Raw genomic sequence first — 24,397 nt, 5'->3', positions numbered from 1 at the left:
GGCGTGGTGGCGGGTGCCGATGCAGACCCTCGTCGCTGGCCTGCCGACGGGCCCGGCCGCGCAGTACCGCCTGCACAAGGCGATGCTGCAGCAGTTTCAATACAACCGTCCCCGGAAGTATTGGGTGCTGAAGGGATTTCACGGCTTTCGGCTCAAGGAGCTGTTCGACACCTATCCCGACGCGAACCTGCTCTGGCTGCATCGCGACCCCGTCCAGGTGGCGGCGTCGCGCACCATGATGATGGCCGACATCCTCGACGGGATCGTCGGCCCGATCGATCTCGCGGTCGAGGCGAAGAAGCACCTCGAGATGACCCGGGCCAGCATCGCCAACACGATGACCAACCCGCTGGTCGACGACCCGCGGATCCTGCACATCCCCTACGCCGACTTCATCGCGGATCCGGTCGCGACAGTGGGGCGCTACTACGCCTTTTGCGGGCGGGCCCTCACCGGCGAGGCCGAGGAGTCGATGCGAGATTACCTGGCCTACAACCGCGGCGACCGCTACGGGAAGTTCCGCTACTCCACCCGGTTGCTGACCGACATCGGCGAAAACCTCGACGACCTGCACGCCGAGTTCGCACCCTTCCGGGAGCGGTTCGGGGTCAGCATCGAAAAGCGGGACTGAGACTCCCGTGCGCGCGCTGTCGGTCCACAACGTGACGTTCCTCGGGGCGGATACCGATGAGCTGCACCAGCATTGGACGGCCCTTGGCCTGCGGCACCTCAGCGTCCTCGACACGCAGGTCCTCGACCCCGGCTTCGTTCGCCTGATCCGCGCCGAAGACTACGCGGTGGAGGCGGTCTACCATCTGTTCCGCACCGGGGCGGAGCTGTCCCGGCTGATCGATGCCGCCGCAGCGACGGGTGCGCGGTGCATCTACCTGCTCACCGGCGGCCGGGACGGGTGCACCTGGGAGCAGGCGGCCGAGAGGTTTTGCCGCGCGATCGAGCCGTGCGTGCAAGAGGCCCAGCTGGCCGGCGTCGGCCTGGCCATCGAGAACGCGTCGAGCCTGTACGCCGACATCCATTTCGCGCACAGCCTGCGTGACACGATCACCCTCGCCGAGCTGGCGGGAATCGGCATCTGCATCGACCTGTTTCACTGCTGGGCCGAAGCCGATCTCGCGGGCCTGCTCCGGCGGGCGCTGCCCCGCACGCAACTGATCCAATTGAGCGATTACGTGCTGGGCGACCGGGCGCTACCGGCCCGCGCGGTGCCCGGCGACGGCGCAATTCCGATCGAGTCCTTCCTGGCCCAGGCGCTGGCCGATGGTTACCCGTTCGGTTTCGACGTGGAATTGCTCGGGCCGCGAATCGAGGCGGAGGGCCGGCTTGCGGCGGCTGGACGGGCCTGCGCGGCGGTGAGCGAAATGCTCGACAAACTCGGCAGCTGAGAAAGGCAGGCTTGCAGTGGCTTTCGGCGATGGCGCAGACGACGCGGCGCTGGATGGGGCGTGGAGCGAGTTCTGCGACCGGCTGAAAGCCGCCGGCCGGCAGGCTTTCAAGGATCTCAACGCGACCTCCGGCGTGCAGCGCGCCGACGCGTTCCGCTTCCTCACCCAGAACCTGGGGCAGGCCTTCGATCTGGCCCTGGAAACCCGCGACACCCGCTATCCGGTGCTGCACGCCTTCTGCAACCCGACCCGGAAACTGGGCGGGGACTGCGCCGATTTCACCTACCAGCAGGCCTGGATCGACGGTGAATCGACGTACCGGATCACCGGAACCCGGGGCACCGCGCCCTTTTTCAACATCACCGTGCAGGGGGCGCGCCCGGACGGCCCGCACGTCCTGCATGAGCCGTTCGGGGACGTGCCGGAGGTCAACCTGCTCGGCCACCAGCTCCGAGTCGAGCCGGACGGCACCTTCGAGCTGTACGTGGGTGGCCCCGAGCGCGGCCCGAATTGGCTGCCGACCACCGCACAGTCGCGCAAGCTGTTCATCCGCCAGGGCTTCGACCGCTGGGACGAGCGTCCCGCCCGGATGCGGATCGAGCGCGTCGACATGACCTCGCCGAAGCCGCTGCCCAGCCCCGACACAATGGTCGCGGCCATGCGCTGGGCGGGTGATTTCGTCACCGGGCTGATGAGCGACTGGCCCGAGTTCCCGTTCACCCACGGCGGCGTCGACGGTGAACATCCGAACCAGTTCCCTCGCCCTGACGCGTCCGACGCGGACGCCAAGCGCGGCCGGGCCGCCGCCAACATGTATTGGGAACTGGGCCCCGACGACGCCCTCATCGTCGAGTTCGACGCCCACGAGGGGTTGTGGATGATCACGAACATGGGGGCCTACTTCACCAGCATGGACTTCCTCTACCGGCCGGTCAGCTATACACCGAGCCGCGCATCCGTCGACGACGACGGCAAAGTCAGACTGATTCTGGCCCACCGGGACCCGGGCCTGCGCAACTGGATCGACACCCAGGGATTCGAACGCGGGAACCTCACCTACCGGCACATGCTCGCGGGTCAGCCCGCGACGCTGACGACCCGGCTCGTCAAACACGCCGACCTCGCGCGCGCGTTACCGCCGGAAACCGCGCGCGTCACCAGCGCCGAACGCACCGCGCTGATGTGGGAGCGCTTCAACGGGATCCGTAACCGATTTCCCCTCTGATGCGCCGCCGGACGCGCGTGTCTTTCCGGCGATCCGGACTCCCGCGCAACTAGGCTGGCTGCGATCACGAGGAGGGGCAGCGACGTATCGGCATGGGCCAGCGCGCGTTAACGGCGGACACTGAACCGGGCGGGAGGAACCCCGCACCGGCGCGTTCTGCTCGTCGGCCGCGATGGGTCGCCCCGGTGCGCCGCGCCGGCCGGATCGCGATCTGGGATCAACCCGAACGGCGCACCGGCATACCGGCGCTGGACGGGCTTCGTGCGATCGCGGTCACTCTGGTGCTCGTCGGGCACGGCGGCATCCCCGGTGTGGCGGGCGGGTTCATCGGCGTCGACATCTTCTTCGTCCTCAGCGGATTCCTGATCACCTCGCTGCTGCTCGACGAGCTCCAGCGCACCGGCCGAATTGAGCTGACCGGCTTCTGGATTCGGCGGGCACGACGGCTGCTGCCCGCCCTGGTGCTGATGGTGCTCACCGTGGGCGCGGCCCGCGAGCTCCTGCCGAGCCAGTCGCTCACCGGATTACGCGACGACGCGATCGCCGCGTTCCTGTGGGTCGCGAATTGGCGGTTCGTGGCCCAAAACACCGACTACTTCACCCAGGGCGCCCCGCCGTCGCCGATGCAGCACACCTGGTCGCTCGGGGTGGAGGAGCAGTACTACTTCATCTGGCCGGTCCTGCTCATCGCGGTGACCCTGCTGCTGGCCGCGCGGGCCCGGCGCTACTTCCGGCGGGCCACCGTCGGCGGCGTGCGGTTCGCCACCTTCCTGATCGCCACCACCGGCGCGCTGGCTTCCGCGGCCCTCGCCATCGTCCTGGCCTCCGATTCGACGAGGGACCGAATCTATTTCGGCACCGACACCCGAGCGGAGGCGTTGCTCACCGGCGCCGCCGCGGCGGCACTGCTGGTGCGGGATTGGCCGTCGATGAACCGCGGCTGGTGCCTGATCCGAAGCCGGTGGGGACGGCGGGTCGCCCGCTTCCTGCCGCTCTTGGGAGTCGCAGGGCTGGCGACGGCGACCCACTTCGCGTCGGGCCGCGCCGGCGAGTTTCGCCACGGCCTGCTGATCGGGGTCGCGGTCGCGTCCGTCCTCGTCGTCGCCCCGGTGGCGATGGAGCAGCGCGGCGCCGTCGCCCGCATCCTGGCCCTGCGTCCCCTGGTGTGGCTGGGCACCATCTCCTACGGCGTGTACCTGTGGCACTGGCCAATCTTTCTGGCCCTCAACGGTGAACGCACCGGCTGGTCCGGGCTGCCGCTGTTCGCCGCGCGGTGCGCCGCCACGGTGGTGATCGCCGCCGCGTCCTGGTGGCTGATCGAACAACCGATCCGCCGGTGGCGGCCGGCGCGGGTGCCGCTGCTGCCGCTCGCGGCGGCGACCGTGGCCAGCGCCGCCGCGGTAACGCTCTTGGTGGTCCCGGTGGGCACCGGGCCCGGCCTGCGCGAGGGCCTGCCCCCGGGTGTCTCGGCGGTGGCCGCGGTCTCGCCGTCGCCGCCGGGCGGTGGCCGCCCCGCGCCCCGCGATCCCCACCGGCCCTTCACCGTTTCGGTGTTCGGCGACTCGATCGGTTGGACCTGGATGCACTACCTGCCGCCGACGCCCGGCTTCGCGTTCCTCGACCACACCGTCATCGGCTGCAGCCTGGTGCGCGGCACGCCCTATCGCTACCTCGGCCAAACCCTTGAACAGCGGCCCGAATGCGACGGCTGGCCCATCAGGTGGTCGGCGCAACTCGGCCAGGATCAGCCCGACGTCGCGCTGTTGATCATCGGCCGGTGGGAGACGGTCGATCGGGTCAACGAGGGGCAATGGACCCATATCGGCGATCCGACCTTCGACGCCTACCTCAACGGCGAGTTGCAGCGAGCGCTGAACATCCTGAGCGCCAACGGTGTTCGTGTGGTGGTGGCGACCGTGCCCTACAGCCGGGGCGGCGAGAAGCCGGACGGCCGGCTGTATCCGGAGGACCAGCCCGACCGGGTCAACCTCTGGAATGCCATGCTGCGCAAGACAATCGCCCAGCACAACGGCGTCCAAATCCTCGACCTCAACAATAAGCTGTGTCCGGACGGTGTTTACACCGCCAAGGTCGACGGCATCAAGGTGCGCAGCGACGGCGTCCACCTCACCCCCGAAGGGGTGAAATGGCTGACGCCCTGGCTCGAGGAATCCCTGCGCTAGGCCCTTAATCGCCGGTGCGGCAGCTGATTTCCATGCTGTCGCTTTCCCGGACAAGGAAGTTGAAGCTGACGTAGCCGTTGTCCGGGTCCCGCACCCGGTCGAGGTAGGGCTGAGCGTCCGCGGCGCTGGCGTTGTCGGCGACGATCAGCGCGCCGGTCGACAAGCGCGGTTCGAGCAGCTCGATCACGGGGAGGTAGAGGTCCTTCCACCCATCGAGCAGGACGAAATCGACCGAACCGTCGAGCTTGTCCAGCGTGGTAAGCGCGTCTCCCTCGAGAATGGTGATCACGTCGTCCAGGCCGGTCTCGGCGAACGTCTGTTTGGCCGCGGCGATCTTGCTGGCGCTGAGTTCGGTGGTCACCACCCGACCGGTGCCGTTGTCGCGTACCGCCGCGGCCAGGTGAACCGCGGAGATTCCGAAGGACATGCCGAACTCGACGACCGTGCCCGGCCGGGTCGCCCGCACCAGCGCGTAGAGCAGGCGGCCCGATTCCGGCGTCACCGGGATGTAAAACTCGCTCATCGCGTCTGCGCGCTCCTGCGCGCTCATCGGCCGGTCGAAATCGCCGACCCTTTCCCGCAACCGCGACATTTGATTTTTCGTTTCGGTGTACATCCGGTCGAGCACGGTCGCGACCTTGGGCGCCTGCAAAGTATTAGCCATGGTTTCGAGGGTAGTCGCGGCGGTCGATGGGCCCGCGGGTTAACAGAAACCAACGTAATGGTTGCGTAAAGTAATTTGACGCCCATTGGGTCGCGGTGCAAGATGGACGGGCAAGCACCTCGGTAGGTGAGGCGTCTGCACGGATACAGGCCACTGACCCCGAACGTCGAGAGACGCCCCGGGTCAGGACAGCTCTTCCCGGACCCAAGGGTTGAGCCCAAGTGGCTTCCGGAACCATCGGATACGCCGTGCAGTGCCGAAGCTCCGACGAGAGGGGTGCGACCGGTGGTTTTCCGCCGGTCATTTCGCCTCTTCCGTTCAGGTGAATGTGACGACACCCGCGTGTGTCCCGGCCGTGAGGAGGTGAGGGCGAGATGAGTCCCGGCGACAGTCCGTATCCCAATTCCGTCTTGTCCCGATCCGGTTCCGGCATTCTTTTCACCGCCTGATTTCCTCGGGCGACCTATACCGCTGCGCAGCAAGCACTTTGCGGGCGCCTAGGGCCATGCCAGGAGCCGATCGGACCTCCCGACAGGAGACGATCATGGCTTTTGTTGTTACACAACGCGTTACCGGTCCGCAGAGGGGACGCGGCCGGTCGATGCTGCGAATCGGCCGACTCCTGGTCGGCAAGCTGCACGCGCGCAGCGCGCTGACCCCGCAGGAGCGGGCCAACCTGTATGTCTCGCGGATGCCGGTCGCGGTCATCTCGGCCTCGCTGGGCGGGCATCCGCCGGACAGCAACAGGCAGTGAGTCGCAGCCCGGGCCCGAACCTGTTGCAGATAGCGAGGATTCGATGACGTCGATCTCCACCGAGCCCAGCGGCGGCCTGCGTACGTCGGAGGCGCCAGGCCAAGCCGTGTTGGATTCGGCGCACGCCGGCGACATCGTCGGCGCGTTCGGCCGCATCCACCGGGACGCCGCACACCCAGGTGCCGGTGGCCGCTGGCGGCGGCTGCGGACACTGATGGTCATCACCGGTCCCGGACTGATCGTGATGGTCGGGGACAACGATGCCGGCGGCGTCGCGACGTACGCGCAGGCGGGGCAGAACTATGGGATGGGGCTGTTGTGGACGCTGGCGATGCTGATCCCGGTGCTGTACGTGAACCAGGAGATGGTGCTGCGGCTGGGCGCGGTCACCCGGGTCGGCCACGCGCGGCTGATCTTCGAGCGCTTCGGCAAGTTCTGGGGCGCCTTCAGCGTCGGTGATCTGCTGATCCTCAACGCGTTGACGATCGTCACCGAATTCATCGGAGTATCACTGGCACTCGGGTTCTTGGGCTGCCCCAAGGCGATCGCGATCCCGGCCGCCGCGGTGTTGCTGTTCGCCGTGGTGGCCGGGGGCTCGTTCCGCCGCTGGGAGGGCCTGATGTTCCTGCTGATCGCGGTGAACGTGCTCATCATTCCGATGGTGGCGATGGCGCACCCCACGCTGAAAGGAACGGCGGGCGGGCTGGTGCCGCAATTCCCGGGCGGGCTCAACTCCACCGTTCTGCTGCTCGTCGTCGCGATAGTGGGCACCACGGTCGCGCCGTGGCAGCTGTTCTTTCAGCAGTCCAACGTGGTGGACAAGCGCATCACGACCCGTTGGATCGCTTATGCCCGAGCCGATCTGATCATCGGAATCGTCGTGGTCATGGTCGGCGCGACGGCCCTGATGGCGGTTACCGCGTTCGGGTTGGCCGGCACCGCCGACGTCGGCGGCTTCACCGACGCGGGCGCGGTGGCCGCTGGCCTGGCCCGGCACCTCGGCGGAACGGTGGGCGCGCTGTTCGCGATCATCCTGCTGGATGCGTCCTTGATCGGCGCCAACGCGATCGGGCTGGCCACCACGTATGCCGTCGGCGACGCGTTGGGCAAGCGGCACTCGCTGCATTGGAAGATCAGCGAGGCTCCGCTGTTCTACGGCGGGTACGCCGTGCTGCCGGCGGTGTCCGCCGCCGTCGCGTTCAGCCCGGACCACGTCCTGGGCCTGGTGACCCAGGGCGTGCAGGCCCTCGCGGGCGTCCTGCTGCCCTCGGCGACGGTATTTCTGGTCCTGCTCTGCAACGACCGGGCGGTGCTCGGGCCGTGGGTAAACACGGTGCGGCAGAACATCATCGCGTGGACCGTCGTGTGGTGTCTGGTGGTCTTGTCGCTTGCGCTGACGGCTACGACCTTCTTCCCGGGCCTGTCCACGGGCGCCATCGAGGCCGGTCTCGCGGTCGGCGCCGCGATCGGGATCGTGGGCGGGGCCGTCGCGATCATCGCCGGGCGGCGGCACCGCGACCGGCGGGACGCGGAAGCCGTCGCGGGGACGCTCGGCGGTGGCCTGGATCCCGAGGAGGTGGACGAACTCGACGACGCGCCGCTCCTCACGCGCGCCGAGCGGCGGGCGGTGCGCCGGCAGGATCGGGCGCACTGGCAGACCCCCAACCTCGCAATGCTGGACCGGCCGGCCATGTCGCCGATTCGGCGGGCCGGGCTGTTGACACTGCGGGGCTACCTGGTCGTGGCCGTCGTGTTCGTGATCGTCAAGATCGTGCAGGCCGGCATAATCGGGCCGGCCACGTCGCTGTGAATTAGCCGTTCGGCAGCAGCACGATTTTGCCGCGGGTGTGCCGCTTTTCGAGTTCCTCGAAGGCGTCGGCGACGCGGTCCAGGGGGTAGGTGCTGGCGACCTCGAAATCGATGGCGCCGGTAGCGACCAGGTCGGCCATCTCGGCGAGCACTTCCGGCGTCGACGCGTCCACACTCCCCTCGGTCTTGGCGCCCACCTCGGCGGCCTTTTGGAACGAGATGATGGTCTCGATTCGATCGGGGGCGACGCCGAGATCCACTGCGAGCTGGACATACTCGGGGCCGAACAGGTCGATGAAGGCGTCGATCCCGCCGGGCGCCGCCTCTCGCAGCCGGCCGGCCAGTCCGTCCCCGTACTCGACCGGGGTGACCCCGTGGGCGCGCAGCCAGTCGGCGTTGCCCGGCCCGGCGATGCCCAGCACCACCGCCTTGCGCAGGACCAACAGCTGCACGACGAGGCCGCCCACTCCGCCCGCGGCCGCCGAAACGGCGACCGTCTCGCCCGGTTTGGGGTCGACGGCGCGGACGGCGGCGTAGGCCGTCGCGCCGACCACGTACAGCGAACCCGCTACCTCCCAACTCAATTCGGGAGGCTTGCGAATCAGTTGATCAACCGGGACGGCGGTATGCGTGGCGTGGCTGGAGCGGCGGAAGCTGAACCCCAGGACTTCGTCACCGACGGAAAACTCCGTCACTCCCGGTCCTACGGCGGTCACCACCCCCGCAAGGTCGCTGCCCTCGCCGGACGGAAAGGTGGCGGGGAACATGTCATGAATCGCACCGCTTCGGATGGCGGCTTCACCGGGATTGATCCCGGCGGCGCGAACCTCGACCACCACCTCGTCCGGGCCGGGCGACGGCATGTCCACGTCCGCCACGTAGAGCACATCGCGGTCCCCATAACGGTCAAACCGTACGGCTCGCGCCGTTCCTGCCGTCATCTTTCCCCCTCACGCCGCGAATAGGCCTCGCCCCCGCCAGCATAGGCGTGGCCTGCTCTTGTTCCTGCCCGCATTTCGCAGTAGCGTCAGGCGCCGCGGACTGGACAGGGAGGGAACCCCATGGAGCTCGCTCGGATCACCGTCGCCGGCTGGGCGGTCGCCGGGGTAGTCGGCGCCGCAACCACCGGCTGTGGTGACTACAACCACAGTTCGCCCTCCACATCGATACCGGGCAGTGGCGCGACCGGTTCGAGCGCGGTGACGAGCCCGTCGCCCGGACAGCAGACCGATTACAGCAACTTGCTGATCAAGGCCGGCGACATCGGCGGCGACTTCACCGCTCCCCAGCCGCCGGTGCTCAATCCGAACAACGCCCCGGGCGTCGCGCAGCTCTTCGCCAACGCCGACAACAGCCGCCGGATCGGTGACACGATTCTGATCGTCGCCGACCCGAAGGTGGCGGCGGCGGGAGTCGAGAACACCAAGGCCAACTACGCGGGCAAGGTCAGCGGAACGTGGCAGCCGATCGATATCGGCTCCAACGGCGCGGTGATCTCCGGCACCGCTCCGGGCAATACCCAGGCCATCACGGTGCTGCTCTTCAACGAGGGCAAGGCACTCGTCAACCTCGAATTCGACAGCGCGCCCAACGATCCCATCGACCCGGGCGTCGCGATCGATGTCGGCCGCAAGCAGGACGCGGCGGTCAAGAGCGGGTTGCACAGCTAGCCTAAGCCAGGCAAAGCAAGCGCAGGCCCGACATGTACTTTTCGATCGGGGCCGCCGAGAGGTGCGGAATGCCTTTGTCCCCACCGATCTTGGCCTCCTGCACCGCCGAAGACGTCCGTCGGCGCTGGCGCACCGCGCGGCGGGGCGCTGCTTGTCCGGCAGGCCCTTGCCAGGGTCCGCGAGGGGTCAGGCCACGACCTCGACGGGATCGCCGACGCTCACCTGGTTGAAATACCACGCCGCATTGTCCGGGCTCAGGTTGATGCATCCGTGACTGACGTTGGCGTGGCCCTGCGAGTCAACCGACCAGGGGGCCGAGTGCACGTACACGCCGCTGTTGGTGATCCGCACCGCGTACGAAGCGATGATGTCGTATCCCTCGGGCGAACTCAGCGGGATGCCGATGGTCCGCGAGTCCATCCGCACGGTGCGGTCCTTCTCCAGGGCGGTGAAGCTGCCGATCGGCGTCGGACGGGTGGGCTTGCCCATCGACGCCGGCATCGTGCGAAGCACCTCTCCGTTTCGGCTGACGGTGAATGTGTGCTCGGAGATGCTCGCAACACCGAGGAGCGCATCACCGGTTTCAAAGCCCGTCGTCAGGGCCTGTACACCCACCGAGACGCGCGTGTGGGCGGGCCAGTAGTGGTTCGGAACCCACTGCACGACGTTATTCTCGACCCACTCGAAATGCCCCGGCGTGCCGCTCGGCGATGTGACACGAATCGAGCGTTCGGCCGCGGCGCGATCGGCGACGGGCGCGGTGAACTTCACCACGACCGGGTGCGCCACGCCCACCACCGCGCCGTCGGCCGGCAAAACCGACGCGACTACGGGCACGGGATCGGGCACCGGGACCGAGGCCACGCTGCGGGCGCCGCTCCCCAACACGCCCAGGGCCGTGCACGCCACCATAACGAATAGATAACGAACCACTCGACGCATGGCGTCCACCCTTTGCGATTGTGCGGTCAACACCACGATATTCTACTGGCTGTCTACCCATTACGGTTTTCAGCAAACAATTCCAGCTTCGCCCACTCGTCACAACAACGATCGGATCACCGGTTGGGTTCGATCCCGTCACGGCGGGGGCGGTGAGGAGCGGGCATGACAGCAAAGGATCGCTATACGCGGCCGTTGGCGCCTTCGGCCGCGCTGGTACTGATCGATGTACAGCACGATTTTTTGGACATGCCGGGCACAGACACGCCGATGCCGGTCGCGGGCACCTATGCGGCGATCCCGGCAATGGCAAAGCTGGCGACCGCCTTCCGCGAAAGGGTGCTGCCAATCGTGCATGCGATCCGCCTCTACCGGCCGGATGGGTCGAACGTCGACCCGGTGCGGCGGCAATCGATCGAGCAGGGCGCGAGAATCGCGGCACCGGGCAGCCACGGCTCGCAGATCGCCGCCGAACTGTTGCCCAATGTCGTTGAGCTGGACCACGAATTGCTGCTGTCCGGTGGCTTCCAACAGATCGGAGCCGCCGAGCACGTGATGTACAAGCCGAGGTGGGGCGCGTTCTACGGCACCGCTCTCGAGCGTCACCTGCGCGAAAGTGACCGCGACACATTGGTTTTCGCGGGATGCAACTTCCCGAACTGTCCTCGCACCTCGATCTACGAGGCGTCCGAACGCGACTTCCGGATCGTCCTGGTGTCCGATGCGATCTCGGGCCTCTACGAGAGGGGTGCAGACGAATGTCGCGCGATCGGGGTGGATGTCGTGGGGTTGTCAGAGGCACTCGCTTGGCTGGCGCGCGGGTGACGCGTTAGCCTCAGCGGAGGTCGGCGCCCGAACACCGAGCGCGAACACCGAGGAGTGCGGGTGCTTTTCCGTCAACTGGAGTACTTCGTTGCGGTCGCCCAGGAGCGACACTTCGCCAGGGCGGCCGAGAAGTGCTACGTGTCGCAACCCGCCCTGTCCGCCGCGATCGGCAAGCTCGAGCGCGAGCTCAACGTCACGCTGATCAACCGTGGGCACAGCTTCGAGGGCCTCACGCCCGAGGGTGAGCGACTGGTCGTGTGGGCCAAACGGATTCTCGCCGAACACGACGCATTCAAGGCCGAGGTGCACGCCGTCCGGTCCGGCATCGCGGGAACGCTCCGGCTGGGCACGGTGCCCACCGCCTCGACGACGGCGTCCCTGGTTCTCTCGGCGTTCTGTTCGGCGCATCCGCTGGCGAAGGTGCAGATCCTGTCCCGGCTGGCCGCCACCGAGCTGTACCGGCGCCTGCGCGAGTTCGACTTGGACGCCGCAATAGTGCACTCCGCCACCGATGACGCCCACGACGTGAACCTGGTGCCGCTCTACGAGGAGCACTACGTCCTGCTCTCGACGGCCAGCATGCTGCCCGCCGGGGCGGCGACGCTGACCTGGCCCGAGGCGGCGCAGCTGCCGCTGGCGCTGCTCTCCGCCGACATGCGGGATCGCCAGATCATCGACGAAGCCTTCGCCGGCCAGGGGATCACCGTCACCCCGCAGGTCGAAACCGACTCCGTCGCTTCGCTATTGGCGCAGGTGGCCACCGGCAACTGGGCCTGCATCGTCCCGCACACCTGGCTGTGGACGTCCCAGCTGGGTACCGAAACCCGAGACATCCGCGCGGTCGAGATGGTCGAGCCGGCGCTCAAGGCCGAGATCGCGCTGGCCACCAACGCTTCCGGGCCGGGCTCGCCCGTCGCGCGTGCGCTCACCGCGTCCGCGCGACAGTTGCAGCTGGGCGAGTTCTTCGACGCGCAACTGTTGGGAATCACGCGCCGGCGCTGACCACCGCCGGCGATGTGGCCGCGCTGCTCGGGTTCAGGCTTGCCAGATGTCCGCTTTCCACGCCGGCCGCCGGGTCGAGTTCGCAGTCGATGACCGACGGCCCCTTGCCGGCGATCGCCTCGGCCAGCGCCGCGCGCAGTTCGGCGGGTGTGGTGACGTGATATCCCTTGCCGCCGAAAGCCTCCGCAATCAGCTCGTGACGCGCCCGCGCGTTCAGCACGGTCGGTGCGGGATCCGGCCCCGTTGCGGCCGAGCCGGCCGGCGCTTCGTCGCCGCGGTAGACGCCGCCATTGTTGAGGATGACGACGGTCACCGGCAGCCGGTAGCGGCAGATCGTCTCGACTTCCATCCCGGAAAACCCGAAGGCGCTGTCGCCCTCGATCGCGACGACGGGGTCGCCGGTCTCCACCGCCGCGGCGATGGCGTATCCCATGCCGATGCCCATCACCCCCCACGTGCCGGTGTCGAGCCGGTGCCGCGGCGCCTCCATGTCGATGACGTTGCGGGCCAGGTCCAGCGCGTTGGCGCCCTCGTTGACCACGTAGACTCCCGGGTTTTCCTGCAGCACAGAGCGAATGGCGCCCAGCGCGTTGTAAAACCGCATGGGGTAGGGGTCTTCGGCGAGTCGCTGAACCATCTTGGCCTCGTTGCGGGCTTTGCGCTCGGCCAGCTCACCGACCCAGTCGGTGGGCGCGACAACGGGATCCACTGCCGTCGCGTCGCACAGGGCCGACATCACCGAGCCGATGTCACCGGCCAGCGGCGCCTCGATCGGCCGGTTGCTGTCGAATTCCGACGCCGCGATGTCGATCTGGACGAATTTGACGTCGCGGGACCATTGCGGCGACTCCCCGTGGCCGAGCAGCCAGTTCAGCCGGGCGCCGACCAGCAGGACGGCGTCGGCGCGCGCGATCGCCAGCGAACGCGCGGCCGCCGCCGACTGCGGGTGCGAGTCGGGCAGCAGCCCTTTGGCCATCGACATCGGCAGGAACGGAATACCGGTGTCCTCCACGAACTTCCGGATCGCGTCGTCGGCCCGGGCGTATGCGGCGCCCTTGCCGAGGACGATCAGCGGTCGGCGCGCCCGCCTCAGCACCTGCAGCGCGCGATCGACCGACTCCGGTGCCGGCAGCTGCCGCGGGGCCGGGTCGACAACCCGCCACACGGTGGCCGCCGCCGCGGACGCCTCCAGGGCCTGACCCAGGACGTCGGCGGGGATGTCGAGGTAGACGCCGCCCGGCCGCCCGGAGATCGCCGTGCGAATCGCGCGCGCCACGCCGCGCCCGATGTCCTCGATCCGGCCGATCCGATAGGCGGCCTTGGTGAAAGGCCTTGCGGCCTCGAGTTGGTCGAGGTCCTGGTAGTCGCCGCGCTGCAGGTCCACCATCGCGCGATTGCTGGAACCCGAGATCTGGATCATCGGGAAACAGTTCGTGGTGGCGTTGGCCAGCGCGGGCAGGGCGTTGAGAAATCCCGGACCCGACGTCGTCAGGCACACGCCCGGGCGGCGGGTAAGGAACCCGGCGGCGGCGGCGGCGTTACCGGCCGAGGCCTCCTGGCGAAAGCCGATGTAGCGGATGCCCGATGCCTGGGCGGTGCGGGCGAGGTCGGTGATCGGGATGCCGACGATCCCATAGACGGTGTCGACGTCGTTCGCCTTGAGGGCGTCGACGACGAGGTGAAAGCCGTCGGTCAAACCTGTCATGTCGGTCAAACCTGTCATTGTGGCGGCCTCCTCGTGAGCTACCTAAGGTCAGTAATCACTGTCGTCCCGGTGCGCGCAGGTGTCCAAGACTAAGCCGCTATGCAGCGATTCACGCCGTCTATCGATAGTCGGCGGTTATCGATAGTGAGCGGATCGGTATTGGACGGACACACGGGTCGCGCGGCATGGTTCGAGCAGGAGCTTTACCCGTTTACCGAAAGGGGCTTGGCGATGAAGACAGGCACTCACAGCGTCGCCGATCTGGTCGAGGTGGCCGCGAGCCGGCGACCGGACGCACCGGCGCTCGTCGTCACCGCCGGGCGCACCCCGGTCAGCTACCGCGACCTGGTTCGCCTGGTCGACGACCTGGCCGGACAGCTGAATCGGGGCGGGCTGTCCGCGGGAGATCGGGTCGCGCTCCGTGCCGGCAGCAACGCCGAGTTCGTCGTCGGGTTGTTGGCGGCGTCGCGAGCCGGGCTGGTCGTGGTTCCGCTGGACCCGGCCTTGCCCGCCGGCGAGCAGCGCACCCGAAGCGAGGCGGTCGGGGCGCGGGCGGTGCTGGTCGACGGCGTCGGCCCCGGCGACGAGGGGGAGCCGGGGCTGCGGCGGTGGCCGATCGCGGTGACCGTCGAGGCCGGCGCGGCGGCGGTGCATCTCGACGCCGCGACGCTGCCGGGGCAAGACGTTTCGGCGCCGCAGGGGCTCTCCGAGGACGACGCGATGATCATGTTCACCGGCGGAACCACGGGCGTGCCGAAGATGGTGCCCTGGACGCAGGAGAACATCGCCGCATCGGTGCAGGCGATCATCGCCGGCTACGGGCTGGGCCCGCAGGATGCGACGGTCGCGGTGATGCCGCTCTACCACGGTCACGGGCTGATCGCCGCGTTGCTGTCGACGCTGGCGTCCGGGGGCACGGTGCTGCTGCCGGCGCGGGGGCGGTTCTCCGCGCACACGTTCTGGGACGACATCGACGCCGTCCGGGCCACCTGGTACACGGCTGTCCCGACGATTCACCAGATCCTGTTGGAGCGCAACAAGACCGAACAGGCGAACAACAAGCCGGCCGCGCTGCGTTTCATCCGCAGCTGCAGCGCCCCGCTCACCGCGGAAACGGCCCAGGCGCTGCAGGAGACGTTTTCGGCGCCGGTGGTGTGCGCCTTCGGCATGACCGAGGCCACCCACCAGGTGGCCACGACCGGCGCCGGCCAGAGCGAAAACCCCGCCGCCACACCGGGTCTCGTCGGCCGGTCCACCGGGCCCGAAATCCGGATCAGCGGGCCGGACGGTCGGCCGCTGCCGGCGGGGTCCGTCGGGGAGGTCTGGCTGCGCGGCACCACCGTGGTGCGCGGCTACCTCGGCGATCCGGCGATCACCGCCGCGAACTTCACCGACGGATGGCTGCGCACCGGCGACCTGGGATCATTGTCGGCCGCGGGCGATTTGACGATCCGGGGCCGGATCAAGGAGCTCATCAACCGCGGCGGCGAGAAGATTTCGCCGGAGCGCGTGGAGGGCGTCCTGGCCACCCATCCCAACGTCCTCGAGGTGGCCGTCTTCGGCGTGCCGGACAAGATGTACGGGGAGACGGTGGCCGCGGTGGTCGTGCCCCGGGAATCGCCCGCGCCGACATCCGCCGAGCTGGCGGAGTTCTGCCGCGAGCGGCTGGCGCCCTTCGAGATTCCCGCCACCTTCGCCGAAGCCGCCGCCCTGCCGCACACCGCGAAGGGCTCGCTGGACCGCCGTGCCGTGGCCGACCAATTCGGCCGCGGGGTCTAGCCCTGAGGGGCGCTCAGACCGTGGTCTTCACCCGGGCCGCCGCGGACTCGGGCATGGCTTCGTAGCGGGCGAAAGAACGGGTGAACGATGCGGCCCCGTGCGCGAGCGAACGCAGGTCGATCGCGTACCGCGTCAGCTCGACCTGAGGCACCTCGGCTCTGACCAGCGTGCGTTCGTTGCCCGCGGCCTCGGTGCCGAGCACGCGTCCGCGGCGCCCCGACAGGTCGCCCATCACCGCGCCGACGAAATCGTCGGGCACCAGCACCGAGATCTCGTCGATCGGCTCGAGCAGGGTCACCTTGGTCGCAGCCGCCGCCTCGCGTAACGCCAGCGCGCCGGCCGCCTGAAACGCGAAGTCGGAGGAGTCGACGCTGTGCGCCTTTCCGTCGAACAAGGTGACGCGGATGTCGACGACGGGATAACCCGCGTGGACGCCCTTTTCCATCTGCGCGCGCACCCCCTTCTCCACGCTCGGGATGAAGTTGCGCGGCACCGCCCCGCCGACCACCTTGTCCACGAACTCGAATCCGGAACCCTCGGGCAGCGGTTCCACCTCGATGTCGCACACCGCGTATTGGCCGTGCCCGCCGGACTGCTTGATGTGGCGGCCGTGCCCTTTTGCCTTGCCGCTGAAGGTTTCTCGCAGCGGGACGCGCAGCTCGACCGTGTCCACGGTGACGCCGTACCGGTTGGCCAGCGCGTCGAGGACGACGCCGGCGTGGGCCTCGCCCATGCACCACAGCACGATCTGGTGCGTTTCCTGGTTCTGCTCGATCCGCAGCGTCGGATCTTCGGCTGCGAGGCGCCCCAGCCCCACGGACAGTTTGTCCTCGTCGGTCTTGGCGTGCGCTTGAATGGCCACCGGCAGCAGCGGTTCGGGCATCGTCCACGGCCGCAGGACCAGCGGCTCCGACTTGTCCGAGAGGGTGTCGCCGGTCTCGGCGCGGCTCAGCTTGCCGATGGCACAGATGTCGCCCGCCACCACGGCGGCCGCGGGGCGCTGCTGCTTGCCGAGCGGGAAGGACAGCACCCCGATGCGTTCGTCCTCGTCGTGATCGGGATGCGAATGCCCGTTCCCGTTGGCAGCGCCGAAGAACGACGCAAAATGGCCCGACACATGAACCGTCGTGTCGGGCCTGATGGTCCCGGAGAACACCCGGACCAGGCTCACCCGGCCGACGTAGGGGTCCGACGTCGTCTTCACCACCTCCGCGAGCAGGGGCGCGTCGACATCACAGGCCAGCGTGGCGTGCGTCGCACCGTTCGGCGTGAAGACCTCCGGGAGCGGGTGTTCCATCGGGGACGGGAAGCCGCGGGTGGCGATCTCCAGCAGTTCGAGGGTGCCGACGCCGGTGCCGCTGCAGACGGGGATCACGGGGAAGAACGAGCCCCGGGCGACGGCCTTCTCCAGGTCCTCGATGAGCACCGACTCGTCGATCGATTCGCCGCCGAGATAGCGCTCCATCAGGGACTCGTCCTCGGATTCCTCGATGATGCCCTCGATCAGGCTGCCGCGCGCCTCCTCGATCCGGTCGGCGTCCGCGGGGTCGGGCGGCTGCGTGGTGCGTTTGCCGCCGGAATACAGGTAGCGCGTCTGCGACAGCAGGCCGATCAGGCCTTCGCAGGACGATGAGCCGATCGGCAGATAGAGCGGTAAGACCTTGTCGCCGAACGCGTTTTGCGCCGCGGCCAGCGCCTCGGAATAGTTCGCCCGGGCGTGGTCGAGCTTGGTGATCACCACGGCGCGCGGCATGCCGACCTGGCTGCACTCCTGCCAGAGCGACTTGGTCGGCTCGTCGACGCCCTCGTTCGCGGCGATCACGAACAGCGCGCAGTCCGCGGCGCGCAACCCGGCGCGCAGCTCGCCGACGAAGTCGGCGTACCCGGGCGTGTCGACCAGGTTGATCTTGACGCCGCCGTGCGACAGGGACGCCACGGCGACGCCGACGGAGCGCTGCTGGCGGATCTCGGCGTCGTCGTAGTCGCAGATGGTGCTGCCCTCGGTGACCGACCCCGGCCGGGTCAGCACGCCGGCGGCGACCAGCAGCGCCTCGACCAGGGTGGTCTTGCCGCCGCCTGAGGGTCCGACCAGGACCACGTTGCGAACATCGCCCGGACCGTTCGCCGTGGGAGCGGCCGCCACGCCCAGGGAAGTGTTCGCCTTGTCCGCCATGACATTCCTCCAGTTCCGCAGCGCTGAGGCGTCCTGAAGCGCGGTGTGGCGCAGACCACAGGACGCCTGTAGGCAACTTTTCCCCCAACTGCCGCCCAACACAAGGCCACCGGCCAGCCACAATTCGGGGCGGTGTGTTCCGCCGAATCAATGCCGACGGCTGTCGCGTCAGGCGTGCCAGCCCGACCAGCGCCGCACCGCGACGGCGATCACCGGTCCTTCCAACGAAACCGATTGATACTGGGGGTATTTGGCGCGCAGCAGCCGCAAGCCGGTGTCCATCGCCGCGCCGTCGGTGTGGATGGAGGCGAGGCCGTCGGCGCGGACCCACCACAACCGCGCCCAGTCGTCGGCGTAATGGTCGACGAGCATGCTGACCTGTGGGTTGCTTTCGATGTTGGCCAGGCGCCGCAGCCGTCGCGTCGTCTTGGGTTTCGCGTCGACGGCCGTGTAGATCACGTCCTGGTCGGCGAGCGCGGACTCGTCGACGGCGAAGACCACCGGCACCAGGTGCGGCGCGCCGTCGGGCGCGACGGTGGCCAGGCGGGCTATCGGGGCTTGTGTGAATCGGGCCTTCGGGTCGAATTCACCCACCGCCTCAGATTAGGGCCGGCGCCGCGTTAGGTTAACCGCATGCTGGCCGAGACGCAGATCACCAACCTCCTGTATCGCTACGCCGAATGCATCGACGCCGGTGACCTGGCGGGCGCGGCCACGCTGTTCGAACACGCCCGCATCAGGATCGGCGGCTCGGACGCCGAACCGGACACCGTCGACGCGGCCCGGCTGTTGGGGATCTGGAAATCGTTGATCGTGCTTCATCCGGACGGGACGCCGCGAACCAAGCACGTGACGACCAATCCGATCATCGAGATCGATGAGGGGGCCGGCGCCGCGAGTTGCCGCAGTTATTACACGGTGCTGCAGCAGACCGACGAGCTGCCGCTGCAGACCATCGTCACCGGCCGCTATCACGACCGATTCGAACGCGTCGACGGCCAGTGGCGGTTTTGTTACCGCGATCTCACGCTCATCGACATGGTCGGTGACGTCAGCCGGCACCTGGCCCACCCCATCGCGCCGGCCCAAGGGGCCTGACCACTGTTGTGAATAGCTATCTGCATTACGGTTATACACATCGAGTCGCGTTACCCAGACCGGGAGGCTGGGCCAAATTCTGGTTCTTACTGCGTCGCAGGAGGTGACGGTATGAGCAAATGGCACCACCGCTCCGTCTGGTGGTCATGGCTGGTCAGTGTGCTGGCCGTAGTGGGACTGGGCCTGGCCATGGCCCCGGCGTCCGCGTCGCCGACCCACGACCGGCCCCTCGCGCCGCTGGACCCGTCGGGCATCGTGGGCAGGGTCGGGCCCCAGGTCGTCGACATCAGCACCAAGTTCGGCTACAACAACGCCGTCGGAGCCGGGACCGGCATCGTCATCGATCCCGGCGGCGTCATTCTCACCAACAACCACGTGATCTCGGGGGCCACCGACATCAGCGCGTTCGCCGTCGGCAACGGCCAGACCTACGCCGTCGACGTCATCGGCTACGACCGGACCGCCGACGTCGCGGTCCTGCAGCTCCGTGGCGGGGGCGGCCTGCCCGCCGCCAACATCGGCGGCGGCGTCGCGATCGGCGAGCCGGTCGTCGCGCTGGGCAACGCGGGCGGTCAGGGCGGCACGCCGAGCGCGGTGGCCGGTAAGGTCGTCGGGCTCAACCAGAGCGTGTCCGCGACCGACACCCTCACCGGAGCGGAGGAGAACCTGGGCGGGTTGATCCAGGCCGACGCGGCGATCAGGCCGGGTGACTCCGGCGGTCCGATGGTCAACGAGGCCGGCCAGGTGATCGGGATGAACACCGCCGCCACCGACAGCTACAAGATGTCCGGCGGTCAGGGTTTCGCCATTCCGATCGGCACCGCGATGGCGGTGGCCGGACAGATCCGGTCCGGCGCCGCGTCCAACACCGTGCACATCGGCCCGACGGCCTTCCTGGGCCTGGGCGTGACGGACAACGGCGGCAACGGCGCCCGGGTCGAACGCGTCGTCGGCAGCGGTCCCGCGGCGGCGGCCGGAATCTCGGCCGGGGACGTCATCACCGGGTTCGACAACATCCCGATCACCGGGGCCACCTCGATGACGGATGTGCTCGTCCCGCATCATCCCGGCGACACCGTCACCCTGCACTGGCGCGCCAAGGGCGACGGCGATCGCAGCGGACCGGTGACGCTGGCGGATGGGCCTCCCGCGTGATGCCGTGCGGATAATGACCGCCCCCCGTCGGATTCGCTTGCGGCACATCGGGATTGGTCGCCCGTTAGCGGTCGTGATTCCCGAGTTGCCGTGTCGGGTACACGTGGCATCGTGGAATTGATGAACGACGCAAGAGACGCAGTCGAGCACGATCCCGCGGGGGGCAGTCACGTCGAGGGCGGCGTTGTCGAGCATCCGAACGCCGAAGATTTCGAAAATGCCGCCGCGCTGCCCGCCGATCCGACCTGGTTCAAGCACGCGGTCTTCTACGAGGTGCTGGTCCGGGCGTTCTTCGACGCCAACGCCGACGGGTCGGGTGACCTGCGGGGGCTGATGGAACGCCTGGACTACCTGCAGTGGCTCGGCATCGACTGCATCTGGCTGCCCCCTTTTTACGATTCCCCGCTGCGCGACGGCGGCTACGACATCCGGGACTTCTACAAGGTGCTGCCCGAGTTCGGGACGGTCGACGACTTCGTCGCGTTGCTGGATGCGGCCCACGAGCGGGGCATCCGGGTGATCACCGACCTGGTGATGAATCACACATCGGAATCCCACCCGTGGTTTCAGGAGTCCCGGCACGACCCCGACGGGCCATACGGCGATTACTACGTGTGGAGCGACACCAGTGACAAGTACACCGACGCCCGCATCATCTTCGTCGACACCGAGGAATCGAACTGGACCTTCGACCCGGTCCGCCGCCAGTTCTACTGGCACCGGTTCTTCTCCCACCAGCCCGACCTGAACTACGAGAACCCGGCGGTGCAGGAGGCGATGATCGACGTCATCCGCTTCTGGCTGGGGCTGGGGATCGACGGGTTCCGCCTGGACGCGGTGCCCTACCTGTTCGAACGCGAGGGCACCAACTGCGAGAACCTCCCCGAGACGCACGCGTTCCTCAGGCGGGTCCGCAAGGTCGTCGACGACGAGTTCCCCGGCCGGGTGCTGCTGGCGGAGGCCAACCAGTGGCCGGGCGACGTCGTCGAATACTTCGGGGACGCCAGCACCGGCGGCGACGAGTGCCACATGGCGTTCCACTTCCCGCTGATGCCGCGCATCTTCATGGCGGTCCGGCGGGAATCGCGGTTCCCGATCTCCGAGATCCTGGCGCAGACGCCGGCGATCCCCGACATGGCCCAATGGGGGATCTTCCTGCGCAACCACGACGAGCTGACGCTGGAGATGGTCACCGACGAAGAGCGCGACTACATGTACGCGGAATACGCCAAGGATCCGCGGATGAAGGCCAACGTCGGGATCCGCCGGCGCCTCGCACCGCTGCTGGACAACGACCGCAACCAGATCGAGCTGTTCACCGCGCTGCTGATGTCGCTGCCCGGCTCGCCGGTCCTCTACTACGGTGACGAGATCGGCATGGGCGACGTGATCTGGTTGGGGGACCGCGACGGGGTGCGCACCCCAATGCAATGGACACCGGACCGCAACGCCGGCTTCTCCAAGGCCAACCCGGGGCGGTTGTACCTCCCGCCCAGCCAGGACTCGGTCTACGGGTATCAGGCGGTCAACGTGGAGGCGCAGCGCGACACCTCGACGTCGCTGCTCAACTTCACCCGGGTGATGCTGGCGGTGCGAGGGCGGCACAAGGCTTTTGCGATCGGAAGATTCGAGGAACTGGGCGGGTCGAACCCGTCGGTCCTGGCGTTCGTGCGCCACGCGGCGGACGACGGGGACACCGTGCTGTGCGTGAACAACCTGTCCCGGTTCCCCCAGCCGATCGAACTGAACCTCCAGCAATGGAGCGGCTGCACACCAGTGGAGCTGACGGGGCATGTGGAGTTTCCGCGCATCGGTCACCTGCCCTACCTGCTGACACTGCCGGGACACGGGTTCTACTGGTTCCAGTTGACCGGATGTGAGGAGAACGCATGACGACTCAGCCAGTCAAGCTGCCCTGGTCTGAGTGGCTTCCGCAGCAACGGTGGTACGCCGGACGCAACCGCGAGCTGTCGAGCGCCGAGCCCGGCGTCGTCGTGCCGCTGCGCGAGGACCTCGACCTGGTCCTCGTCGATGCCCGCTACACCGACGGCTCCTCGGAGCGCTACCAGGTGATCGTTCGTTGGGACTCCGCGCCGGTGTCCGAATACAGCACCGTCGCCACCATCGGCGCCGCCGACGACCGCACCGGTTTCGACGCGCTGTACGACGACGACGCGCCGCGGTATCTGCTGTCGCTCATCGACGCCGGCGCCGTGCGCGGCTCGTCCGGCGAGCAGGTGACGTTCACCAAAGAGCCCGACGTCGAGCTGCCGTTGGACGCGCTGCCGCACGTCTCCGACGCCGAGCAGAGCAACACCAGCGTGATCTTCGATCGAGACGCCATGTTCAAGGTCTTTCGGCGGGTCAGCAGCGGCATCAACCCCGACATCGAGCTGAACCGGGTGCTCGCCCGCGCCGGCAACCCGCACGTGGCGCGGTTGCTCGGCACCTACGAGATGGCCCCACCGGACGGCGACCCCTGGCCCCTGGGCATGGTGACCGAATTCGCGTCGAACGCCGCCGAGGGCTGGGCCATGGCCACCGCCAGCGTGCGCGACCTGTTCGCGGAGGGCGACCTGTACGCCTACGAGGTCGGCGGTGACTTCGCCGCCGAATCCAACCGGCTGGGTGAAGCCGTGGCCTCGGTGCACGCCACCCTGGCGGAGTGCCTCGGCACGGCCGATGCCACGTTCCCGGTCGACACCGTGCTGGCGCGGCTGTCGTCAACCGTCGCAAAGGTACCCGAACTCGAGGAATACGCGGCGACGATCGAGGAGCGATTCCAAAAGCTCGCGGGCGAGACGATCACCGTCCAGCGGGTGCACGGCGACCTGCACCTGGGGCAGGTGCTGCGCACACCGGAGAGTTGGCTGCTGATCGACTTCGAAGGCGAACCGGGACAGCCGCTCGACGAGCGGCGCGCGCCGGATTCGCCGTTGCGCGACGTGGCCGGCGTGTTGCGGTCGTTCGAGTACGCCGCCTACGGGCCGCTGATCGACCAGGGTGCGGACAAGCAACTGGCCGCGCGCGCCCGCGAATGGGTCGAGCGCAACTGCGCCGCGTTCTGCGACGGCTACGCGGCGGTGTCCGGCACCGACCCGCGCGATTCGGCGCAGCTGCTGGCCGCCTACGAACTCGACAAGGCGGTGTACGAGGCCGGCTACGAGGCCCGACACCGCCCGGGCTGGCTGCCGATCCCGCTGCGATCCATCGCCCGGCTGACCGCGGCGTAGCGCAAACATAGGTATTACCTATGTGCCGCCTGCGATTTGGGTGTGCGTCTGACAGCATGTTTGTGTGGCGAGTGAGACATTCAACAGTGAAGCCCGGCTGTCGTGGGTGCTGGCCGTCCTGGCCGGTCTGCTGGGGGCAATTTCATTCACCCATTCCCAGGGATACTTCGTGGTGTTCATGACCGGCAACGCCCAACGGGCAGTGCTGTCCTATTTCACGAAACAACCGTGGCTTGCCGTGAGTGCTGCGGTACTGATGGTGTCCTTCGTGGGCGGCGTGGTGATCGCATCGGTGTGCCGGCGACACTTCTGGGTTAACCATCCGCACGGCCCGACCGTACTGACCACCATCGCTCTGGCGGCCGCGACCGTACTTGACGTTGTCGACGAAGGCTGGGAGGAGAACTTCCTCGACTTCGCGCCAATTGTGGTGTTGGCCTTCGCAAACGGCACTTTGAACACGTCGTTCGTCAAAAACGGCGAGGTGTCGATCCCGTTAAGCTATGTGACCGGCACGATGGTGAAGATGGGGCAGGGCATCGAGCGTCATATCGCCGGTGGGAAAGCGGCCGACTGGCTCGGCTACTTTCTGCTGTTGGCCAGCTTCATGATTGGCGCCGCGGCGGGGGGCTTCGTCGGCGTGGTCGTCAACGGGACCTGGATGCTGGTGATGGCCACGGCCGCTTGCGCATTGACCACCCTGTACACCTACTTCCACCAGGACCGCCGGGCTTTGTTGGAAGCAGAGTCCGAAAAACAGCATCGGCAGCAGCGCTGACC

General features: G+C 68.1%; 21 protein-coding genes and 1 riboswitch. Of the genes, 15 read left to right on the top strand and 6 right to left on the bottom strand.

Features of this window, described 5'->3' with window-relative positions:
* The 4 genes from A5706_RS05650 to A5706_RS05635 all read left to right on the top strand — a co-directional run.
* A partial coding sequence (locus tag A5706_RS05650) for a sulfotransferase (protein ID WP_197517752.1) occupies window positions 1-631 on the top strand: 631 nt, incomplete at its 5' end.
* A gap of 7 nt (window positions 632-638) precedes the next feature.
* Window positions 639-1,400: a sugar phosphate isomerase/epimerase gene (locus A5706_RS05645; RefSeq protein WP_068127984.1), complete on the top strand. Its 762-nt coding sequence runs from the start codon at window positions 639-641 to the stop codon at window positions 1,398-1,400.
* A gap of 16 nt (window positions 1,401-1,416) precedes the next feature.
* Window positions 1,417-2,625, top strand: a complete 1,209-nt coding sequence (locus A5706_RS05640) for a DUF1214 domain-containing protein (RefSeq protein ID WP_068127981.1) — start codon at window positions 1,417-1,419, stop codon at window positions 2,623-2,625.
* Window positions 2,626-2,717: 92 nt separating this feature from the next.
* Complete coding sequence (locus A5706_RS05635; RefSeq protein ID WP_156766962.1) at window positions 2,718-4,808, top strand: acyltransferase family protein; 2,091 nt, start codon at window positions 2,718-2,720, stop codon at window positions 4,806-4,808.
* Window positions 4,809-4,812: 4 nt separating this feature from the next.
* Here A5706_RS05635 and A5706_RS05630 read toward each other — a convergent pair whose 3' ends face one another.
* On the bottom strand, window positions 4,813-5,472 hold the full coding sequence (locus tag A5706_RS05630; protein WP_068127975.1) for an O-methyltransferase: 660 nt from the start codon (window positions 5,470-5,472) through the stop codon (window positions 4,813-4,815).
* Between the two features lie 111 nt (window positions 5,473-5,583).
* A riboswitch (M-box (ykoK) riboswitch) is annotated at window positions 5,584-5,755 on the top strand.
* A 261-nt stretch (window positions 5,756-6,016) separates the two neighbouring features.
* Here A5706_RS05630 and A5706_RS32895 point away from each other — a divergent pair.
* Both A5706_RS32895 and A5706_RS05625 read left to right on the top strand, forming a co-directional pair.
* Window positions 6,017-6,226 carry a hypothetical protein gene (locus A5706_RS32895; RefSeq protein WP_156766961.1) on the top strand — a complete coding sequence of 70 codons (210 nt, stop codon included), beginning with the start codon at window positions 6,017-6,019 and terminating at the stop codon, window positions 6,224-6,226.
* Window positions 6,227-6,269: 43 nt separating this feature from the next.
* Entirely contained in the window at window positions 6,270-8,036 is a 1,767-nt protein-coding gene (locus A5706_RS05625) for an NRAMP family divalent metal transporter (protein WP_068127971.1), read from the top strand.
* Window position 8,037: 1 nt separating this feature from the next.
* On the opposite strand, the gene A5706_RS05620 is transcribed toward A5706_RS05625, so the two are convergent.
* The gene (locus A5706_RS05620) at window positions 8,038-8,976 is read right to left on the bottom strand and encodes an NADP-dependent oxidoreductase (protein ID WP_068127967.1); all 939 of its coding nucleotides are present in this window, start codon (window positions 8,974-8,976) and stop codon (window positions 8,038-8,040) included.
* Window positions 8,977-9,096: 120 nt separating this feature from the next.
* On the opposite strand from A5706_RS05620, the gene A5706_RS05615 reads away from it, so the two are divergent.
* Window positions 9,097-9,705, top strand: coding sequence for a hypothetical protein (locus A5706_RS05615; RefSeq protein WP_068127964.1), 609 nt, complete (start codon window positions 9,097-9,099; stop codon window positions 9,703-9,705).
* 186 nt (window positions 9,706-9,891) lie between these two features.
* Here A5706_RS05615 and A5706_RS05610 read toward each other — a convergent pair whose 3' ends face one another.
* On the bottom strand, window positions 9,892-10,647 hold the full coding sequence (locus A5706_RS05610; RefSeq protein WP_068127961.1) for a L,D-transpeptidase family protein: 756 nt from the start codon (window positions 10,645-10,647) through the stop codon (window positions 9,892-9,894).
* A 165-nt stretch (window positions 10,648-10,812) separates the two neighbouring features.
* Here A5706_RS05610 and A5706_RS05605 point away from each other — a divergent pair, with 165 nt between their 5' ends.
* Together A5706_RS05605 and A5706_RS05600 are read left to right on the top strand one after the other, a co-directional pair.
* On the top strand, window positions 10,813-11,472 hold the full coding sequence (locus A5706_RS05605) for a cysteine hydrolase family protein (protein WP_068127958.1): 660 nt from the start codon (window positions 10,813-10,815) through the stop codon (window positions 11,470-11,472).
* A 60-nt stretch (window positions 11,473-11,532) separates the two neighbouring features.
* Window positions 11,533-12,474 carry a LysR family transcriptional regulator gene (locus A5706_RS05600; protein ID WP_068128000.1) on the top strand — a complete coding sequence of 314 codons (942 nt, stop codon included), beginning with the start codon at window positions 11,533-11,535 and terminating at the stop codon, window positions 12,472-12,474.
* Here A5706_RS05600 and oxc read toward each other — a convergent pair.
* Window positions 12,458-14,197 carry an oxalyl-CoA decarboxylase gene (gene oxc / locus A5706_RS05595; RefSeq protein WP_068127955.1) on the bottom strand — a complete coding sequence of 580 codons (1,740 nt, stop codon included), beginning with the start codon at window positions 14,195-14,197 and terminating at the stop codon, window positions 12,458-12,460. The two genes, A5706_RS05600 and oxc, sit on opposite strands and share 17 nt — an antisense overlap.
* Before the next feature lie 213 nt (window positions 14,198-14,410).
* On the opposite strand from oxc, the gene A5706_RS05590 reads away from it, so the two are divergent.
* The gene (locus tag A5706_RS05590) at window positions 14,411-15,958 is read left to right on the top strand and encodes a FadD7 family fatty acid--CoA ligase (protein WP_068127997.1); all 1,548 of its coding nucleotides are present in this window, start codon (window positions 14,411-14,413) and stop codon (window positions 15,956-15,958) included.
* A 13-nt stretch (window positions 15,959-15,971) separates the two neighbouring features.
* On the opposite strand, the gene A5706_RS05585 is transcribed toward A5706_RS05590, so the two are convergent.
* Together A5706_RS05585 and A5706_RS05580 are read right to left on the bottom strand one after the other, a co-directional pair.
* Window positions 15,972-18,131 (bottom strand): elongation factor G-like protein EF-G2, encoded by a 2,160-nt coding sequence (locus A5706_RS05585; RefSeq protein WP_068127952.1) that lies wholly within the window; start codon window positions 18,129-18,131, stop codon window positions 15,972-15,974.
* 168 nt (window positions 18,132-18,299) lie between these two features.
* Window positions 18,300-18,725, bottom strand: coding sequence for a TIGR03668 family PPOX class F420-dependent oxidoreductase (locus tag A5706_RS05580; protein ID WP_068127949.1), 426 nt, complete (start codon window positions 18,723-18,725; stop codon window positions 18,300-18,302).
* A 39-nt stretch (window positions 18,726-18,764) separates the two neighbouring features.
* Between A5706_RS05580 and A5706_RS05575 the strand changes: the two genes are divergently transcribed.
* The 5 genes from A5706_RS05575 (at window position 18,765) to A5706_RS05555 (ending at window position 24,395) form a co-directional block, all read left to right on the top strand.
* Window positions 18,765-19,229, top strand: coding sequence for a nuclear transport factor 2 family protein (locus A5706_RS05575; RefSeq protein WP_068127946.1), 465 nt, complete (start codon window positions 18,765-18,767; stop codon window positions 19,227-19,229).
* A gap of 111 nt (window positions 19,230-19,340) precedes the next feature.
* Window positions 19,341-20,384: a S1C family serine protease gene (locus A5706_RS05570; protein WP_068127943.1), complete on the top strand. Its 1,044-nt coding sequence runs from the start codon at window positions 19,341-19,343 to the stop codon at window positions 20,382-20,384.
* A 120-nt stretch (window positions 20,385-20,504) separates the two neighbouring features.
* Window positions 20,505-22,277 carry a maltose alpha-D-glucosyltransferase gene (gene treS, locus A5706_RS05565; RefSeq protein ID WP_068127994.1) on the top strand — a complete coding sequence of 591 codons (1,773 nt, stop codon included), beginning with the start codon at window positions 20,505-20,507 and terminating at the stop codon, window positions 22,275-22,277.
* Complete coding sequence (locus A5706_RS05560) at window positions 22,274-23,617, top strand: phosphotransferase (RefSeq protein ID WP_068127940.1); 1,344 nt, start codon at window positions 22,274-22,276, stop codon at window positions 23,615-23,617. Before treS ends, A5706_RS05560 begins: the two co-directional genes overlap by 4 nt.
* A 64-nt stretch (window positions 23,618-23,681) precedes the next feature.
* Window positions 23,682-24,395, top strand: a complete 714-nt coding sequence (locus A5706_RS05555) for a YoaK family protein (protein ID WP_068127936.1) — start codon at window positions 23,682-23,684, stop codon at window positions 24,393-24,395.
* The last annotated feature ends 2 nt before the right edge of the window (window positions 24,396-24,397 follow it).

It is taken from the genome of Mycobacterium sp. E796 (genome assembly GCF_001672815.1).
In the GTDB taxonomy this organism is placed as follows: domain Bacteria; phylum Actinomycetota; class Actinomycetes; order Mycobacteriales; family Mycobacteriaceae; genus Mycobacterium.
Note: the sequence above shows the minus strand (reverse complement) of the source record. Positions and strands in the feature narration are given on the sequence as shown.

Excerpts from the sequence above, each read along its gene's own strand:
- A5706_RS05635 (WP_156766962.1), top strand. The coding sequence starts at position 2,718 with ATGGGCCAGCGCGCGTTAACGGCGGACACTGAACCGGGCGGGAGGAAC.
- A5706_RS05630 (WP_068127975.1), bottom strand. The coding sequence starts at position 5,472 with ATGGCTAATACTTTGCAGGCGCCCAAGGTCGCGACCGTGCTCGACCGG.
- A5706_RS32895 (WP_156766961.1), top strand. The coding sequence starts at position 6,017 with ATGGCTTTTGTTGTTACACAACGCGTTACCGGTCCGCAGAGGGGACGC.
- A5706_RS05625 (WP_068127971.1), top strand. The coding sequence starts at position 6,270 with ATGACGTCGATCTCCACCGAGCCCAGCGGCGGCCTGCGTACGTCGGAG.
- A5706_RS05620 (WP_068127967.1), bottom strand. The coding sequence starts at position 8,976 with ATGACGGCAGGAACGGCGCGAGCCGTACGGTTTGACCGTTATGGGGAC.
- A5706_RS05615 (WP_068127964.1), top strand. The coding sequence starts at position 9,097 with ATGGAGCTCGCTCGGATCACCGTCGCCGGCTGGGCGGTCGCCGGGGTA.
- A5706_RS05610 (WP_068127961.1), bottom strand. The coding sequence starts at position 10,647 with ATGCGTCGAGTGGTTCGTTATCTATTCGTTATGGTGGCGTGCACGGCC.
- A5706_RS05605 (WP_068127958.1), top strand. The coding sequence starts at position 10,813 with ATGACAGCAAAGGATCGCTATACGCGGCCGTTGGCGCCTTCGGCCGCG.
- oxc (WP_068127955.1), bottom strand. The coding sequence starts at position 14,197 with ATGACAGGTTTGACCGACATGACAGGTTTGACCGACGGCTTTCACCTC.
- A5706_RS05590 (WP_068127997.1), top strand. The coding sequence starts at position 14,411 with ATGAAGACAGGCACTCACAGCGTCGCCGATCTGGTCGAGGTGGCCGCG.
- A5706_RS05585 (WP_068127952.1), bottom strand. The coding sequence starts at position 18,131 with ATGGCGGACAAGGCGAACACTTCCCTGGGCGTGGCGGCCGCTCCCACG.
- A5706_RS05575 (WP_068127946.1), top strand. The coding sequence starts at position 18,765 with ATGCTGGCCGAGACGCAGATCACCAACCTCCTGTATCGCTACGCCGAA.
- A5706_RS05570 (WP_068127943.1), top strand. The coding sequence starts at position 19,341 with ATGAGCAAATGGCACCACCGCTCCGTCTGGTGGTCATGGCTGGTCAGT.
- treS (WP_068127994.1), top strand. The coding sequence starts at position 20,505 with ATGAACGACGCAAGAGACGCAGTCGAGCACGATCCCGCGGGGGGCAGT.
- A5706_RS05560 (WP_068127940.1), top strand. The coding sequence starts at position 22,274 with ATGACGACTCAGCCAGTCAAGCTGCCCTGGTCTGAGTGGCTTCCGCAG.